We start from the raw sequence: 15,803 nt of genomic DNA on the forward strand, positions 1-15,803 counted from the left end.
GGCAGGTCAAAAAAGCCCCGCTCTTCTTTCGAAGGCGGGGCTTTTTGGTGTCGCTGCGCGATCAGAACAAATCGATCGGCGCCGCTTCATCCGCGGGCAGCGGGCTGCCCGGCACATTGCCGTTGCCCAGTTCGCTCACCGACGGTGGCGTGTCTTCGGCCTTGAACAGTTCGAAGTAGGCGCCTGGCGTGCCTGGAGTAGCTGCACGGCCGCTGACCGGGTCGACTCGCAGGCTGAGGATGCCTTCCGGCTCTGGCTGGGTATGCGGCGGCTTGTCCTTGAGGGCAGCAGCCATGTAGTTCATCCAGATCGGCAGGGCGACGGTGCCGCCGAACTCGCGTTTGCCCAGGCTTTCCGGTTGATCGAAGCCAGTCCAGACGGTGGTTACGTAATCGGCGTTATAGCCGGAGAACCAGGCGTCCTTGGATTCGTTGGTGGTGCCGGTCTTGCCCGCGATGTCGCTGCGACCCAGGGCCAGCGCACGGCGGCCGGTGCCGAGTTTGATCACGTCCTCGAGCATGCTGTTGAGGATGTAGGTGGTGCGCCCATCGACGATACGTTCGGCCACGGCTGGCGTTTGTGGCACTGGCTGGGTGCTCGGTGCTTCGCCTGGAGTGGCGTTGACCGTGAAGGTATTGGAGGCCGGCACGGCGATGCCATCGCTGACGACGGCGCCTTTTGGAACGCTCGGCGGGTTGGCGACGAATAGCGTGTCGCCGTTGCGGCTTTCGATTTTATCGATGATGTATGGGGTGATCTTGTAGCCGCCGTTAGCGAATGTAGCCCAGCCAGTGGCGATTTCCATTGGGGTCAACGTCGCGGTGCCCAGCGCCAGGGACAGGTTGCGCGGCAGGTCCTGCTTGTTAAAGCCGAACTTGCTGATGTAGTCGATGGTGCGGTCGACACCCAACGCTTGCAGCAGACGGATCGATACCAGGTTGCGCGATTTGTAGAGCGCTTCACGCATGCGAATCGGGCCGAGGAAGGTGTTGGTGTCGTTCTTCGGACGCCAGACCTTGTCCAGATACTCGTCGACGAACACGATTGGTGCGTCGTTCACCAGACTGGCGGCGGTATAGCCATTGTCCAGGGCGGCGCTGTAGACGAACGGCTTGAAGCTCGAACCCGGCTGACGCTTGGCCTGCATGGCGCGGTTGTAGTTGCTCTGCTCGAAGGCGAAACCGCCGACCAGTGAACGAATGGCACCGTTCTGCGGGTCAAGGGAAACCAGTGCGCCCTGGGCCTGTGGAATCTGGCTGAATTTGAGTGAATTGTCTGGTTGACGCTGTACGCGAATCAGATCACCGACCTGCGCGACATCCGACGGCTGCTTCGGATTGGCGCCCATGCTGTTGGTGTTCAGGAACGGACGAGCCCACTTCATGGTGTCCCAGGCGACGTGCTCTTCGCCGGTGCCCGTGCGGGTCAACACCTGCACGCCGTTCTTGTCGACCTGGGTCACGATCGCCGGTTCCAGACCGCTGATGATTCGCTGTTTGGTCAACTCCTGTGTCCAGGCCTCTCGGGTTTTACCCGGCAGGCGTGATTCGGGGCCGCGATAACCATGCCGTTGATCGTAGGTCATCAAGCCTTCGTGAACCGCGGTGTTGGCCATCTCCTGCAAATCGCTCGGCACCGTGGTGGTGACACGGAAACCTTCGGTGTACGCATCGCTGCCATAGCGGCCCACCATTTCGGCACGGGCCATTTCGGCGACGTACGGTGCGTTCACTTCCGGGGTCGGTACATGATAGCTGGCGTTCAGCGGCTCATTGATCGCGGTGGTGTAGTCGGCTTCGGTGATCTTGCCGAGCTTGTACATGCGCCCCAGGATCCAGTCGCGACGCTCCTTGCTGCGGGTCGGGTTGGCCAGCGGGTTGAAACGCGACGGGGCTTTTGGCAGGCCGGCAATCATTGCCATCTGCGCCAGGCTGACGTCACGAATCGATTTGCCGTAATAGACCTGCGCCGCTGCCTCGATGCCGTAGGCGCGGTTGCCCAGGTAGATCTTGTTGACGTACAGCTCGAGGATTTCGTCCTTGGTCAGCTGCCGTTCGATCTGCAGTGCCAGAAGGATTTCGGTGGTTTTGCGCGAGAAGCTACGTTCGCTGGTCAGGAAGAAGTTTTTCGCCACCTGCATGGTGATGGTGCTGCCGCCGGATTGAATGTGTCCGCTTTTTACCAGTTGGGTGGCGGCACGCATCAGGCTGCTGGGATCGACGCCATAGTGGTTGGCGAAATTGTCGTCTTCAGCACTTAGTAACGCATTAATGAAATTTGGGGGAATGTCGGCGAAACGGATCGGAGTACGGCGCATTTCGCCAAATTCTGCGATCAATTTGTTGTCGCTGCTGTAAACCCGCAATGGAATCTGCAACTGAATGCTTCTCAGCGCCTCCACGGATGGCAATCCGGGGCTAAGGTAAAGAAAGGCGCCACTCAGACCCAGAAGCAGTCCGCAGAAAACGGCGACGATGGACCAACCGAAAAATTTCAGCAGACGAATCAAGGCTTTTGGGTATCCAGGGCAAAGAATGAATTAGGCATCAGGTTTCAGGCTATACAGAGAATGACCCGCGCTTGCAGTGAAAGCGGAAAAAAACGCTCGGTATTATAAGCATTTTTCCGTCGGGGGCGTCATTTGCGCTTCTGTCAAGACGGGGGGTATTGAACGCAATGGATATTACAGAGTCCGTAACTCACGGATAGTCATAGGGAATTGGTAGTGCTAGGACTCTTCAATAAAAAAGCCAATACGCTTCTGGGGATCGACATCAGCTCCACGTCGGTGAAGCTATTGGAGCTAAGTCGCCAGGGCGATCGCTATCGGGTTGAGGCCTATGCGGTCGAACCGCTGCCCGCCAGTGCCGTGGTCGAGAAAAATATCGCCGAGCTCGAAGGCGTGGGTCAGGCTCTTGCGCGCGTGCTGTCCAAGGCCAAAACCAGCCTCAGGAACGTTGCCGTGGCTGTGGCCGGTTCGGCGGTGATCACCAAGACCATCGAGATGGACGCCGGTCTTTCCGACGACGAGATGGAAAACCAGCTGAAGATCGAGGCTGATCAGTACATTCCTTATCCACTGGATGAGGTGGCGATCGACTTCGAAGTGCAGGGCATGTCGGCGCGCAACCCCGAGCGGGTCAATGTGCTGCTGGCTGCGTGTCGCAAGGAAAACGTCGAGGTCCGCGAAGCGGCCCTGGCTCTGGCCGGGTTGACTGCGCGCGTGGTCGATGTCGAAGCCTATGCGCTGGAGCGATCGTTTGGCCTGCTGGCAACCCAGTTGGCCGCTTCTCAGGAGCGTCTGACCGTGGCGGTGGTCGACATCGGCGCCACCATGACCACCCTGAGCGTGCTGCACAACGGGCGGATCATCTACACCCGCGAACAATTGTTCGGCGGCCGTCAACTGACGGAAGAGATCCAGCGTCGTTATGGCCTGACCGTCGAGCAGGCCGGGCTGGCGAAGAAGCAGGGCGGCTTGCCGGACGATTATGTCAGCGAGGTCTTGCAGCCGTTTCGTGATGCATTGGTGCAACAGGTGTCGCGCTCATTGCAATTTTTCTTTGCCTCCGGCCAGTACAACTCGGTCGATCACATCCTCCTGGCCGGCGGCACCGCCTCGGTCCCAGGGCTGGAGCGATTGATCGAGCAGCGACTGGGTACGCCGACCTTGGTCGCCAATCCATTCTCCGACATGACCCTGAGCAGCAAGGTCAACGCCGGTGCCTTGGCGAGCGATGCCCCGGCATTGATGATCGCCTGCGGGCTGGCCCTCAGGAGTTTCGACTGATGGCGCGGATCAATCTTTTACCCTGGCGTGAAGAGTTGCGTGAAGGGCGTCGCAAACGCTTTTTGCTGGCGTTGGTCGGTGTGCTGGTGGGGGCGGTGGGCGCGCTGCTGATTGCGGACCAGGTCATTAACGGCGCCATTAGTCGGCAAGTCGCCCGTAACGATTACATCGGCAAGCAGATTACGGTGGTCGATGAGCGGATCAAACAGATCAGCGACCTGAAGGCCCGCCGACAGCAACTCGTCGAACGCATGCGCATTATTCAGGACCTGCAAGGAAACCGGCCGATCAGCGGGAGGATTTTCGATCAGTTGGCGCGTACTTTGCCGGACGGCGTTTATTTCACCGAAGTGAAAATGGTCGGCAAGACGTTGTCCATCACCGGCGCGGCTGAGTCCAACAATCGTGTTTCGGATCTAATGCGCAATCTTGATGCGTCCGACTGGTTCGATGCGCCCAATCTCACGGAAGTCAAAGCGACCACCGCCGGTCAGCTGGATCAGGCCAATGTTTTTCAATTGACTGTCCGTCAGACTCAGCCCGCCGTTGTGGGGGGCACTAAATGAGACTGTCCGAATGGTTTGAAGGGTTGCGCCAGATCGACATCAACGATCTGGACACCAACAACATGGGGTCCTGGCCTCCAGCGATCAAGGTCCTGGCGAGTGTCCTGCTGATGGTTCTGGTGCTGGCCCTGGGCTACAGCTTCTTGATCAGCGATCTGCAAAATCATCTGGAACTCAGGCGCGAGGAAGAGTCGACGCTCAGGGAGCAATTCGCGACCAAAGCCCATATGGCGGCGAATCTGGAGCTGTATACCCAGCAGATGAAGGAAATGGAGAACTCCTTCGGCATGCTATTACGGCAATTGCCCAGCGACACCGAAGTGCCCGGCCTGCTGGAAGACATCACTCGCACCGGTCTGGGCAGTGGCCTGGAGTTCGAAGAAATCAAGCTGCTCCCGGAGGTCACCCAGCAGTTCTACATCGAGCTTCCTATCCAGATCACCGTCACTGGCGCCTATCACGACCTGGCCACTTTCGTCAGCGGCGTGGCCGGGCTGCCGCGGATCGTCACCCTGCATGACTTCGACCTGGCGCCGGCCAATCCCGACGGCGGTCAGAAGTTGCGCATGAGCATCCTTGCCAAGACCTACCGATACAACGACAAGGGGTTGCAGAAATGAACCCGATCCGTTGCCTGTCGATGGTTATGTGTCTGGTCATCCTGGCCGGTTGTGGCGGCGACGCTGACTTCAGCGACCTGGATGCCTATTTGAACGAAGTGCGCCTGCGTGCGCCCGGCAAGATTGAACCAACGCCGACATTCCGGTCTTACCCGACATTCACCTACAACGCTGTCAACCTGCGTAGCCCGTTCTCCCGGCAGGTCAGAGTCGATCTGGCCGGGCAGAAGCACGGCTCGCGTAACGTCAAACCCGACCCCGGCCGGGTCAAGCAGTACCTCGAAGGTTTCAACATCGAGCAATTTGAAATGGTCGGCACGATCTCCAATTCGAATGGCTCCTTTGCGCTGCTGCGCGGGGCGGGCGGCGTGCACCGGCTGAAAGTCGGCGATTACCTGGGGCGTAACGATGGACGGATCGTCGCCATCAGCGGTTCGCAAGTCGATGTGGTCGAAATCGTTCCCGATGGCGAAGGTGCCTGGCTGGAACGGCCGCGAACCATCCCTTTGAAAGAGCACTCATAGTGGAACTCGAATAATGAACAGGATTTTCTCAACCTTCGGTATTTCGCTATGGATAGCGTTTCTGTCGCCGATGGTACAGGCGGCCAACCTCAAAGCGCTGGATGTCGCCGCGCTACCCGGTGACCGCGTCGAGTTGAAGTTGTCGTTCGATGGGCCACCGCCGCAGCCCCACGGTTACACGACTGAACAGCCGGCGCGGATTGCGCTGGATCTGCCGGGGGTCACCAGTCAGCTGGCGAACAAGAATCGGGACCTGGGTGGCGGCAATGCCCGCAGCGCCACGGTGGTTGAGGCCAAGGACCGCACACGGCTGATCATCAGCCTGACTCAATTAACCCCGTACAACGCACGCGTCGAAGGCAACACTCTGTTCGTGGTCGTCGGGCAAGAGGCCGGTAACAAGGCATCCAGACCGATCACCCCCGCACCGCGTGCAGCCACTGCGACGCCAGCTCCCGCCAGAGTCAATGCCCCCGTGGGCAAAGCCATCCGGGGCGTGGATTTCCAGCGCGGCACTCAGGGTGAGGGCAATGTAGTCATCGATCTGTCGGATCCGTCCATTGCCCCGGACATTCAGGAACGCGAGGGCAAAATCATCGTCGGCTTCACCAGGACGCAACTGCCTGAGCGGTTGCGTGTGCGCCTCGACGTCAAGGATTTCGCCACGCCGGTGCAGTTCGTCAATGCCAGCGCCACGGGCGACCGTGCTGTTATCAGTATCGAGCCCAGCGGTGCCTTCGATTATTCGACCTATCAGACCGACAACAAACTGACCGTCAGCATCCGTCCGATGACTGTCGATGACTTGCACAAGCGCAACGCCGAACGCTTTGCCTACACCGGCGAAAAACTCTCGCTGAATTTTCAGGACATCGATGTGCGCTCGGTGCTGCAACTGATCGCCGATTTCACCAACCTCAATCTGGTGGCCAGTGACACGGTGCAGGGCGGCATCACGTTGCGCCTGCAGAATGTGCCGTGGGATCAGGCGCTGGACCTGGTGTTGAAAACCAAAGGTCTGGATAAACGCAAGATCGGCAACGTGCTGCTGGTGGCGCCGGCCGATGAAATCGCTGCCCGGGAACGCCAGGAACTGGAGTCGCAGAAGCAGATCGCTGAACTGGCGCCTCTGCGTCGCGAGCTGTTGCAGGTCAACTACGCCAAAGCCGCCGATATCGCCAAGCTGTTCCAGTCGGTGACCAGCGCCGAGGCGAAAATCGACGAGAGAGGGTCAATCACTGTTGACGAGCGAACCAACAACATCATTGCTTACCAGACTCAGGATCGGCTCGACGAACTGCGTCGCATCGTTGCGCAACTGGATATTCCGGTGCGTCAGGTGATGATCGAGGCGCGCATTGTCGAGGCCAATGTCGATTACGACAAAAGTCTTGGCGTACGCTGGGGTGGTTCGGTGCAGAAGGGCAACTGGAATACGTCCGGGGTCAACGGCTCTTCGACCACCATCGGTACGCCGGGCAGCACCAGTACCAACTCGCCCTTCGTTGACCTGGGGGCCTCTGCCAATACCTCGGGGATCGGCATCGCCTTCATTACCGATAATGTGCTGCTGGACCTTGAGCTTTCGGCCATGGAGAAAACCGGCAACGGGGAAATCGTCTCGCAGCCCAAGGTGGTCACGTCCGACAAGGAAACCGCGAAAATACTCAAGGGCACCGAGATTCCCTATCAGGAAGCCAGCTCCAGCGGCGCCACCTCGGTGTCGTTCAAGGAGGCCTCACTGTCCCTTGAAGTGACGCCGCAGATCACGCCGGACAACCGCATCATCATGGAAGTCAAAGTCACTAAGGACGAACCGGACTACCTGAACAAAGTGCAGGACGTGCCGCCGATCAAGAAAAACGAGGTCAACGCCAAGGTCCTGGTCAACGATGGCGAGACCATCGTTATTGGGGGTGTTTTCTCAAATACTCAGAGCAAGGTTGTAGATAAGGTGCCATTTCTCGGTGATGTGCCGTATCTTGGCCGCCTTTTCCGGCGTGACGTGGTTTCGGAGAAAAAATCCGAGCTGCTGGTATTTCTCACTCCGCGTATCATGAACAATCAGGCGATTGCTGTGAGTCATTGATTCTGTGCGAAATTTGATTCTTGTTGGACCGATGGGGGCTGGAAAAAGCACCATCGGCCGTTTGCTGGCCAAAGAGCTGCGCCTGCCGTTCAAAGATTCCGATAAGGAAATTGAATTGCGCACGGGCGCCAATATTCCGTGGATTTTCGATAAGGAAGGCGAACCGGGCTTTCGTGACCGCGAAGAGGCGATGATTGCCGAACTGTGCGCGTTCGACGGCGTAGTGTTGGCGACCGGTGGCGGGGCGGTCATGCGCGAAGCCAATCGGCGGGCGCTGCACGCCGGTGGTCGGGTGGTGTATCTGCATGCGTCTGTCGAGCAGCAGGTCGGCCGAACGGCTCGCGACCGCAATCGGCCACTGTTGCGCACTGCCGATCCGGCCAAGACCCTGCGGGACTTGCTGGCGATCCGTGATCCGCTGTATCGGGAAATCGCCGACCTGGTGGTGGAAACCGATGAGCGGCCACCGCGGATGGTGGTGCTCGACATCCTCGAACGCTTGCAGCAGCTACCTCCACGTTAATGCGCGGCGCGAAATGCGCTATCCTCGGCGTCCTGTCGCAGCCATTCAAGGTTATGGCGGCTGGCTACCGAACGGCGTCACACCAGCAGACGTCGTGGAATTCGTTAACTCAAGGCAGGGATGCCTGATTCCATCTTCACTGTGGGGACACATGCAGACACTCAAGGTCGATCTAGGCGAGCGCAGCTACCCGATTCATATTGGCGAAGGTTTGTTGGACCAGCCTGAGCTGCTGGCCCCGCATATCCGCGGGCGGCAAGTAGCGATCATCTCCAACGAGACCGTCGCGCCACTCTACCTCGAGCGTCTGACCCGCAGTCTTGCGCAGTTCTCGGTAATTTCCGTGGTGCTGCCCGACGGCGAAGCCTTCAAGACCTGGGAAACCCTGCAACTGATTTTCGACGGCCTGCTGACTGCCCGGCACGATCGCCGCACTACGGTAATCGCCCTGGGTGGCGGCGTGATCGGTGACATGGCCGGTTTCGCGGCCGCCTGCTACCAGCGTGGCGTCGATTTCATCCAGGTGCCGACCACTTTGTTGTCGCAAGTCGACTCCTCGGTGGGCGGCAAGACCGGGATCAATCACCCATTGGGCAAGAACATGGTCGGCGCCTTCTATCAGCCCAATGTGGTGCTGATCGATACCGCCACCCTCAGCACCCTGCCGCCCCGCGAACTGTCCGCCGGGCTGGCGGAAGTCATCAAGTACGGGCTGATCTGCGACGAGCCGTTCCTGACCTGGCTCGAAGAAAACGTCGATCGCCTGCGAGCGCTGGACCAGACCGCCCTGACTTACGCCATCGAACGTTCCTGCGCGGCCAAGGCTGCGGTGGTCGGTGCCGACGAGAAAGAGACGGGCGTGCGCGCCACATTGAATCTGGGTCACACCTTCGGCCACGCGATCGAAACCCACATGGGCTATGGTGTCTGGCTTCATGGTGAAGCAGTCGCTGCTGGCACCGTAATGGCTTTGGAAATGTCCGCGCGCCTGGGCTGGATCAGCGAGCAGGAGCGTGATCGCGGTATTCGCCTGTTCCAGCGTGCCGGCCTGCCGGTCATCCCGCCGGAAGAAATGACCGAAGCCGATTTTCTCGAACACATGGCAATTGACAAGAAAGTGATCGACGGTCGTTTGCGCCTGGTGCTGCTGCGCCACATGGGCGAAGCAGTGGTGACCGACGATTATCCGAAAGAGATTTTACAGGCCACGCTGGGAGCGGATTACCGCGCCCTGGCTCAGCTTAAAGGTTAATAAGATCCCGATGACTAGTTTGCATGCCGACGAGGCTTTCCTCGGCCATTACCAGTTAAGTCATGACCCTTTCGCTCCACGGGTGCCTGGCTTCAAATTTTTTCCGGCCCAGCGCAAACCGGTGCTGGGTCAGCTGCATCATCTGGCCCGTTACAGCCAGTTGTTGCTGGTGGTCACTGGCCCTCAAGGCAGCGGCAAAACCCTGTTGCGTCAGGCCCTGGTGGCCAGCACCAACAAACAGTCAGTGCAGAGCGTGGTGGTTTCCGCCCGTGGCGCCGGCGATGCAGCCGGTTTGCTGTATCAGGTGGCTCAGGCGTTGAACGTCGAGCAAGTCGAAATCGGCGCGATCCTGGCCCAAGTGGTGCAGCTTGCTCTCACGGGGCAGGAAGTCTATTTGCTGGTGGATGATGCCGAGCAACTCGACGAATCTGCGCTGGAAGCCTTGCTGGCTTTGGCCTCGGGTGCTCCGGAAGGTCGCCCGCACGTGTTCCTGTTCGGCGAATCGTCGCTGATTGCTCAGCTTGACGCGCTGAGCCTCGAGGAAGAGCGTTTTCACGTCATCGAATTGCAGCCCTACACCGAAGAAGAAACCCGCGAATATCTGGACCAGCGTCTTGAGGGCGCCGGCCGGGGTATCGAACTTTTTACCGCGGATCAGATCTCTGATATTCACGAAAGCTCCGACGGCTGGCCTGGCACCATCAACCAGGTTGCCCGCGATGCGATGATCGAAGCAATGATTGCCAGCCGCTCAGCGGTGAAGCGTCCAAGTATGGGGTTCAACATGCCGAAGAAACACGTATTGGCGATTTCCGCCGTTGTCGTGGTCGCGGTAGCCGCCGCCTGGTTGATGCCGGGTCGCAGCAAAGCACCGACCACCGGCGCGCCTGCCAACGAACAGGCGCAATTGCCGCTGGGCCAGGGCGCGCCACAACCTGATAGCAATGGCGCTCCCGCCGTGGAATTCGCCGGTAATTCGCAACCGATGCCGTTGCCGTTGGTCGGCAACTCGCAGCCGGTCATGCGTGGTCCGTTGGCCGAAGCGGCCGGGGGTATCACCGAAGGCGACGACGGCGTGCCGGTCGAAGGCTCCAGCGCTACACCGCCAACCGTGACCACGATTGCGCCGCCTGCGGGTATCCAGCCGGGCCCGGCGCCAACGCCTGCCGTCAAACCGGTTCCAGCGCCGACTCAGGTCGCGACAGCCAAGCCAGTGCCTGCACCTGTAGCCAAGCCAGCGCCTGCACCTGTAGCCAAACCGGCTCCAGCGCCCGCCAAGCCGGCTGCAGCCGTCAAACCTGTCGAGAAGCCAGTCACCGTGGCCAAAGCCGCCGGTGGCAGCTGGTACGCAGGCCAGGCGCCGGGTAACTACGTAGTGCAAATCCTCGGCACCAGCTCCGAATCGGCCGCGCAAAGCTTCGTCAAGGAGCAGGGCGGCGAGTACCGTTATTTCAAGAAAGTACTCAACGGCAAGCCGCTTTACGTCATCACCTACGGTAGCTTCGCCAACCGCGATGCAGCCGTTACCGCCATCAAGGCCTTGCCAGCGAAGGTTCAGGCTGGTAAACCTTGGCCTCGCACTGTCGCCAGCGTCCAACAGGAACTGGCAACAACTCGCTGAAGATTCGGCGGCCTTACCCAGGCCGCCTCTCCCGGCACCTCAAAATTTCTGCAAGCGCATGCCGCCTCTCCAGGCCGCGTGCCTTGTGGTGTCTGCGTCACAGTAGTCTTTGAGTCGCTGCGGTCAAAATTAAAAAAGTTTTGACTAGCACAGCATATCGCTTTAAACCTTTCACAAATGCGACATGGATTTGCGACATTTCGTCGTCAAATTTGTGAGCCTTTGTGTCGGTGTGTACAATGACCTCCCTTTTGCCCCCGCAAAGCTGGCGTACGTTCGGTGTGGATGGTAACTGGTTGAATTGAAAAGAAATTTGCCTCGACAAGAGGCAGCCTGGTGAGAAAGTGTCTATGAAAGCAGGTCTGTACCAACCAGATGAATTCAAGGATAACTGCGGTTTCGGCCTGATAGCCCATATGCAGGGCGAGCCCAGTCATACCCTTTTGCAAACGGCCATTGAGGCCCTGACCTGCATGACCCACCGCGGTGGGATCAACGCCGACGGCAAGACCGGTGACGGTTGCGGTCTGCTGATTCAAAAGCCGGATGTATTCCTGCGGGCCATCGCCCAGGAAACCTTCGGCGTCGAAATGCCCAAGCAATACGCCGTGGGCATGGTTTTCTTCAACCAGGATCCGGTCAAGGCCGAAGCCGCTCGCGAGAACATGAACCGCGAGATCCTGGCCGAAGGCTTGCAACTTATCGGCTGGCGTAAAGTGCCGATCGATACCAGTGTCCTCGGCCGTCTGGCCCTCGAGCGCCTGCCGCAGATCGAACAAGTGTTCATCGGTGGTGAAGGCCTGAGCGATCAGGACATGGCGATCAAGCTGTTCAGCGCCCGTCGTCGTTCGTCTGTGGCCAACGCCGCCGACGTCGATCACTACATCTGCAGCTTTTCCCACAAGACCATCATTTATAAAGGCCTGATGATGCCGGCGGATCTGACCGCCTTCTATCCAGACCTGAGCGACCAGCGCCTGCAAACCTCGATCTGCGTGTTCCACCAGCGCTTTTCGACCAACACTCTGCCGAAATGGCCGCTGGCGCAGCCGTTCCGCTTCCTCGCCCACAATGGCGAGATCAACACCATCACTGGCAACCGTAACTGGGCAGTGGCCCGTCGCACCAAGTTCGCCAACGATCTGATGGATCTGGAAGAGCTCGGCCCACTGGTCAACCGCGTCGGTTCCGACTCCTCCAGCATGGACAACATGCTCGAGCTGATGGTCACCGGTGGCATCGACCTGTTCCGTGGCGTGCGGATGATCATTCCGCCTGCGTGGCAGAACGTCGAAACCATGGATCCGGATCTGCGGGCGTTCTACGAATACAACTCGATGCACATGGAACCGTGGGACGGCCCGGCCGGCGTGGTCATGACCGACGGTCGCTACGCGGTGTGCCTGCTCGATCGTAACGGTCTGCGTCCGGCACGTTGGGTCACCACCAAGAACGGCTTCATTACCCTGGCCTCGGAAATCGGTGTCTGGAACTACCAGCCTGAAGACGTGATCGCCAAGGGTCGTGTCGGACCTGGCCAGATCTTTGCCGTGGACACCGAAACCGGTCAGATCCTCGACACCGATGCCATCGACAACCGCTTGAAATCCCGTCATCCGTACAAGCAATGGCTGCGCAAGAATGCCCTGCGCATCCAGGCGACCATGGAAGACAACGACCATGGTTCGGCGTTCTACGACGTCGATCAGCTCAAGCAGTACATGAAGATGTACCAGGTCACGTTCGAAGAACGCGACCAGGTGCTGCGTCCGCTCGGCGAGCAAGGCTACGAAGCCGTTGGCTCGATGGGCGACGATACGCCGATGGCCGTGCTGTCCCAGCGCGTGCGCACGCCGTACGACTATTTCCGTCAGCAGTTCGCGCAGGTCACCAACCCGCCGATCGACCCGCTGCGTGAAGCCATCGTCATGTCGCTGGAAGTCTGCCTCGGTGCCGAGCGCAACATCTTCCAGGAGTCGCCGGAACACGCCTCGCGCGTGATCCTCAGCTCGCCGGTCGTTTCCCCGGCCAAGTGGCGCTCGCTGATGAACCTCGATCGTCCGGGCTTCGAACGCCAGATCATCGACCTCAACTACGATGAAAGCGTCGGCCTCGAAGCGGCGATCCGCAACGTTGCCGATCAGGCTGAAGAAGCCGTTCGCGCCGGTCGCACCCAAATCGTGCTGAGCGACCGTCACATCGCCCCGGGAAAATTGCCGATCCACGCTTCGCTCGCCACCGGCGCGGTGCACCACCGCCTGACCGAAAAAGGCCTGCGTTGCGACTCCAATATCCTGGTGGAAACCGCCACTGCTCGCGACCCGCATCACTTCGCCGTACTGATCGGTTTCGGCGCTTCGGCGGTCTATCCGTTCCTGGCGTATGAAGTGCTGGGCGACCTGATCCGCACCGGCGAAGTGCTGGGCGACCTCTATGAGGTGTTCAAGAACTACCGCAAAGGCATTACCAAAGGCCTGCTCAAGATCCTCTCGAAGATGGGCATCTCGACCGTCACTTCGTACCGCGGTGCGCAGCTGTTCGAAGCCATCGGTCTGTCCGAAGAAGTCTGCGAACTGAGCTTCCGTGGCGTGCCAAGCCGCATCAAGGGCGCGCGTTTCGTCGACATCGAAGCCGAGCAGAAAGCCCTGGCGGCCGAAGCCTGGAGCCCGCGCAAGCCGATCCAGCAAGGCGGCCTGCTGAAGTTCGTTCACGGCGGCGAATATCACGCCTACAACCCGGACGTGGTGAGCACCCTGCAAGCCGCTGTGCAGCAGGGCGACTACAGCAAGTTCAAGGAATACACGGCGCTGGTGGACAACCGTCCGGTGTCGATGATCCGCGACATGTTCAAGGTCAAAACCCTTGAGCAGCCGCTGGATATCAGCGAAGTCGAACCGCTGGAATCGGTTCTCAAGCGCTTCGACTCCGCCGGGATCTCCCTGGGCGCCTTGTCGCCGGAAGCCCACGAAGCCCTGGCCGAAGCCATGAACCGCCTCGGCGCGCGTTCCAACTCCGGCGAAGGCGGCGAAGACCCGGCGCGCTACGGCACCATCAAGAGCTCGAAAATCAAGCAGGTCGCGACTGGCCGTTTCGGGGTCACCCCGGAATACCTGGTCAACGCTGAAGTGCTGCAGATCAAAGTCGCTCAGGGTGCCAAGCCGGGCGAAGGTGGTCAGCTGCCTGGCGGCAAGGTCAACGGTCTGATCGCCAAGCTGCGTTATGCGGTGCCGGGCGTGACCCTGATTTCGCCTCCGCCGCACCACGACATCTATTCGATCGAAGACTTGTCGCAGTTGATTTTCGACCTGAAACAAGTCAACCCGAAGGCGCTGGTCTCGGTGAAGCTGGTGGCAGAAGCAGGCGTCGGCACCATCGCTGCCGGTGTGGCGAAGGCCTACGCGGACTTGATCACCATTTCCGGCTACGACGGCGGTACCGGTGCATCGCCACTGACCTCGATCAAATACGCGGGCGCTCCGTGGGAACTCGGCCTGGCCGAAACCCACCAGACCCTTCGCGGCAACGACTTGCGCGGCAAGGTTCGTGTACAGACTGACGGCGGCCTGAAAACCGGCCTCGACGTGATCAAGGCAGCGATCCTCGGCGCTGAAAGCTTCGGCTTCGGCACCGCGCCAATGATCGCCCTGGGCTGCAAATACCTGCGTATTTGCCACCTGAACAACTGCGCCACCGGCGTCGCGACTCAGAACGAGAAGCTGCGCAAGGATCACTACATCGGTACCGTCGACATGGTGGTGAATTTCTTCACCTACGTCGGCGAAGAAACCCGTGAGTGGCTGGCCAAGCTGGGCGTGCGCTCCCTCGAAGAGCTGATCGGCCGTACCGATCTGCTGGACATCCTCGAAGGCCAGACCGCCAAGCAGCAACACCTGGACCTGACGCCATTGCTGGGCAGCGATCACATCCCGGCAGACAAGCCTCAGTTCTGCCAGGTCGACCGCAACCCGCCGTTCGACAAAGGCCTGCTGGCCGAGAAAATGGTCGACCTGGCCACCTCGGCCATCAACGACATGAGCGGCGCTGATTTTGCCCTGGATATCTGTAACTGCGACCGTTCCATCGGCGCGCGGATCTCCGGTGAAATCGCTCGCAAGCATGGCAACCAGGGCATGGCCAACGCGCCGATCACCTTCCGCTTCAAAGGCACTGCCGGTCAGAGCTTTGGTGTGTGGAACGCCGGTGGCCTGAACATGTATCTGGAAGGCGACGCCAACGACTACGTCGGCAAGGGCATGACAGGTGGCAAGCTGGTCATCGTGCCGCCGAAGGGCAGCGTCTACCGGACTCAGGACAGCGCCATTATCGGCAACACCTGCCTGTATGGCGCCACCGGGGGCAAGCTGTTCGCCGCCGGTACCGCGGGCGAGCGTTTCGCCGTGCGTAACTCTGGTGCCCACACTGTCGTGGAAGGCACTGGCGATCACTGCTGCGAGTACATGACCGGTGGTTTCGTCTGCGTCCTGGGCAAGACCGGTTACAACTTCGGCTCAGGCATGACCGGCGGTTTCGCCTACGTGCTCGATCAGGACAACTCCTTCGTTGACCGGGTCAACCACGAACTGGTGGAAATCCAGCGGATCAGCGGTGAGGCGATGGAAGCCTATCGCAGCCACTTGCAACGCGTGCTGAACGAATACGTCGAGGAAACCGACAGCGAGTGGGGTCGTAACCTCGCTGAAAACCTCGATGACTATCTGCGTCGTTTCTGGCTGGTCAAGCCCAAGGCTGCCAACCTGAAATCGTTGCTTTCCAGCACCCGTGCCAACCCGCAGTGATATGCGCCTGAAGAGTTTGATG

The 15,803-nt window shown here is 59.7% G+C and carries 10 protein-coding genes; 9 read left to right on the plus strand and 1 reads right to left on the minus strand.

Features of this window, described 5'->3' with window-relative positions; translation table 11 throughout:
* Positions 1 to 61: 61 nt before the first annotated feature.
* Complete coding sequence (locus MEB48_RS08765) at positions 62 to 2,506, minus strand: penicillin-binding protein 1A (protein ID WP_442969074.1); 2,445 nt, start codon at positions 2,504 to 2,506, stop codon at positions 62 to 64.
* A gap of 219 nt (positions 2,507 to 2,725) precedes the next feature.
* Here MEB48_RS08765 and MEB48_RS08770 point away from each other — a divergent pair, with 219 nt between their 5' ends.
* The 9 genes from MEB48_RS08770 to gltB all read left to right on the plus strand — a co-directional run bounded on the left by MEB48_RS08770 (position 2,726) and on the right by gltB (position 15,781).
* Positions 2,726 to 3,790, plus strand: coding sequence for a pilus assembly protein PilM (locus MEB48_RS08770; RefSeq protein WP_237883720.1), 1,065 nt, complete (start codon positions 2,726 to 2,728; stop codon positions 3,788 to 3,790).
* On the plus strand, positions 3,790 to 4,356 hold the full coding sequence (locus tag MEB48_RS08775; protein WP_237883722.1) for a PilN domain-containing protein: 567 nt from the start codon (positions 3,790 to 3,792) through the stop codon (positions 4,354 to 4,356). Before MEB48_RS08770 ends, MEB48_RS08775 begins: the two co-directional genes overlap by 1 nt.
* Entirely contained in the window at positions 4,353 to 4,976 is a 624-nt protein-coding gene (gene pilO / locus MEB48_RS08780; RefSeq protein WP_237883724.1) for a type 4a pilus biogenesis protein PilO, read from the plus strand. The genes MEB48_RS08775 and pilO overlap by 4 nt, the downstream gene beginning before the upstream one ends.
* On the plus strand, positions 4,973 to 5,500 hold the full coding sequence (locus MEB48_RS08785; protein WP_237883726.1) for a pilus assembly protein PilP: 528 nt from the start codon (positions 4,973 to 4,975) through the stop codon (positions 5,498 to 5,500). The genes pilO and MEB48_RS08785 overlap by 4 nt, the downstream gene beginning before the upstream one ends.
* A 13-nt stretch (positions 5,501 to 5,513) precedes the next feature.
* Positions 5,514 to 7,589 (plus strand): type IV pilus secretin PilQ, encoded by a 2,076-nt coding sequence (gene pilQ / locus MEB48_RS08790; protein ID WP_237883728.1) that lies wholly within the window; start codon positions 5,514 to 5,516, stop codon positions 7,587 to 7,589.
* Positions 7,590 to 7,593: 4 nt separating this feature from the next.
* Positions 7,594 to 8,112, plus strand: a complete 519-nt coding sequence (gene aroK, locus MEB48_RS08795) for a shikimate kinase AroK (RefSeq protein WP_033864863.1) — start codon at positions 7,594 to 7,596, stop codon at positions 8,110 to 8,112.
* 151 nt (positions 8,113 to 8,263) lie between these two features.
* Positions 8,264 to 9,364, plus strand: a complete 1,101-nt coding sequence (gene aroB, locus MEB48_RS08800) for a 3-dehydroquinate synthase (protein ID WP_237883730.1) — start codon at positions 8,264 to 8,266, stop codon at positions 9,362 to 9,364.
* 10 nt (positions 9,365 to 9,374) lie between these two features.
* Positions 9,375 to 10,985, plus strand: a complete 1,611-nt coding sequence (locus tag MEB48_RS08805) for an SPOR domain-containing protein (RefSeq protein WP_237883732.1) — start codon at positions 9,375 to 9,377, stop codon at positions 10,983 to 10,985.
* Positions 10,986 to 11,335: 350 nt separating this feature from the next.
* Positions 11,336 to 15,781 carry a glutamate synthase large subunit gene (gene gltB, locus MEB48_RS08810; RefSeq protein WP_237883734.1) on the plus strand — a complete coding sequence of 1,482 codons (4,446 nt, stop codon included), beginning with the start codon at positions 11,336 to 11,338 and terminating at the stop codon, positions 15,779 to 15,781.
* The last annotated feature ends 22 nt before the right edge of the window (positions 15,782 to 15,803 follow it).

Source organism: Pseudomonas sp. PGPR40 (genome assembly GCF_022014505.1).
Taxonomy (GTDB): domain Bacteria; phylum Pseudomonadota; class Gammaproteobacteria; order Pseudomonadales; family Pseudomonadaceae; genus Aquipseudomonas.

Bases quoted from the DNA above. Each gene is read 5' to 3' on its own strand.
- pilQ (WP_237883728.1), top strand. From the start codon at position 5,514: ATGAACAGGATTTTCTCAACCTTCGGTATTTCGCTATGGATAGCGTTT.
- MEB48_RS08785 (WP_237883726.1), top strand. From the start codon at position 4,973: ATGAACCCGATCCGTTGCCTGTCGATGGTTATGTGTCTGGTCATCCTG.
- aroB (WP_237883730.1), top strand. From the start codon at position 8,264: ATGCAGACACTCAAGGTCGATCTAGGCGAGCGCAGCTACCCGATTCAT.
- gltB (WP_237883734.1), top strand. From the start codon at position 11,336: ATGAAAGCAGGTCTGTACCAACCAGATGAATTCAAGGATAACTGCGGT.
- MEB48_RS08805 (WP_237883732.1), top strand. From the start codon at position 9,375: ATGACTAGTTTGCATGCCGACGAGGCTTTCCTCGGCCATTACCAGTTA.
- MEB48_RS08775 (WP_237883722.1), top strand. From the start codon at position 3,790: ATGGCGCGGATCAATCTTTTACCCTGGCGTGAAGAGTTGCGTGAAGGG.
- pilO (WP_237883724.1), top strand. From the start codon at position 4,353: ATGAGACTGTCCGAATGGTTTGAAGGGTTGCGCCAGATCGACATCAAC.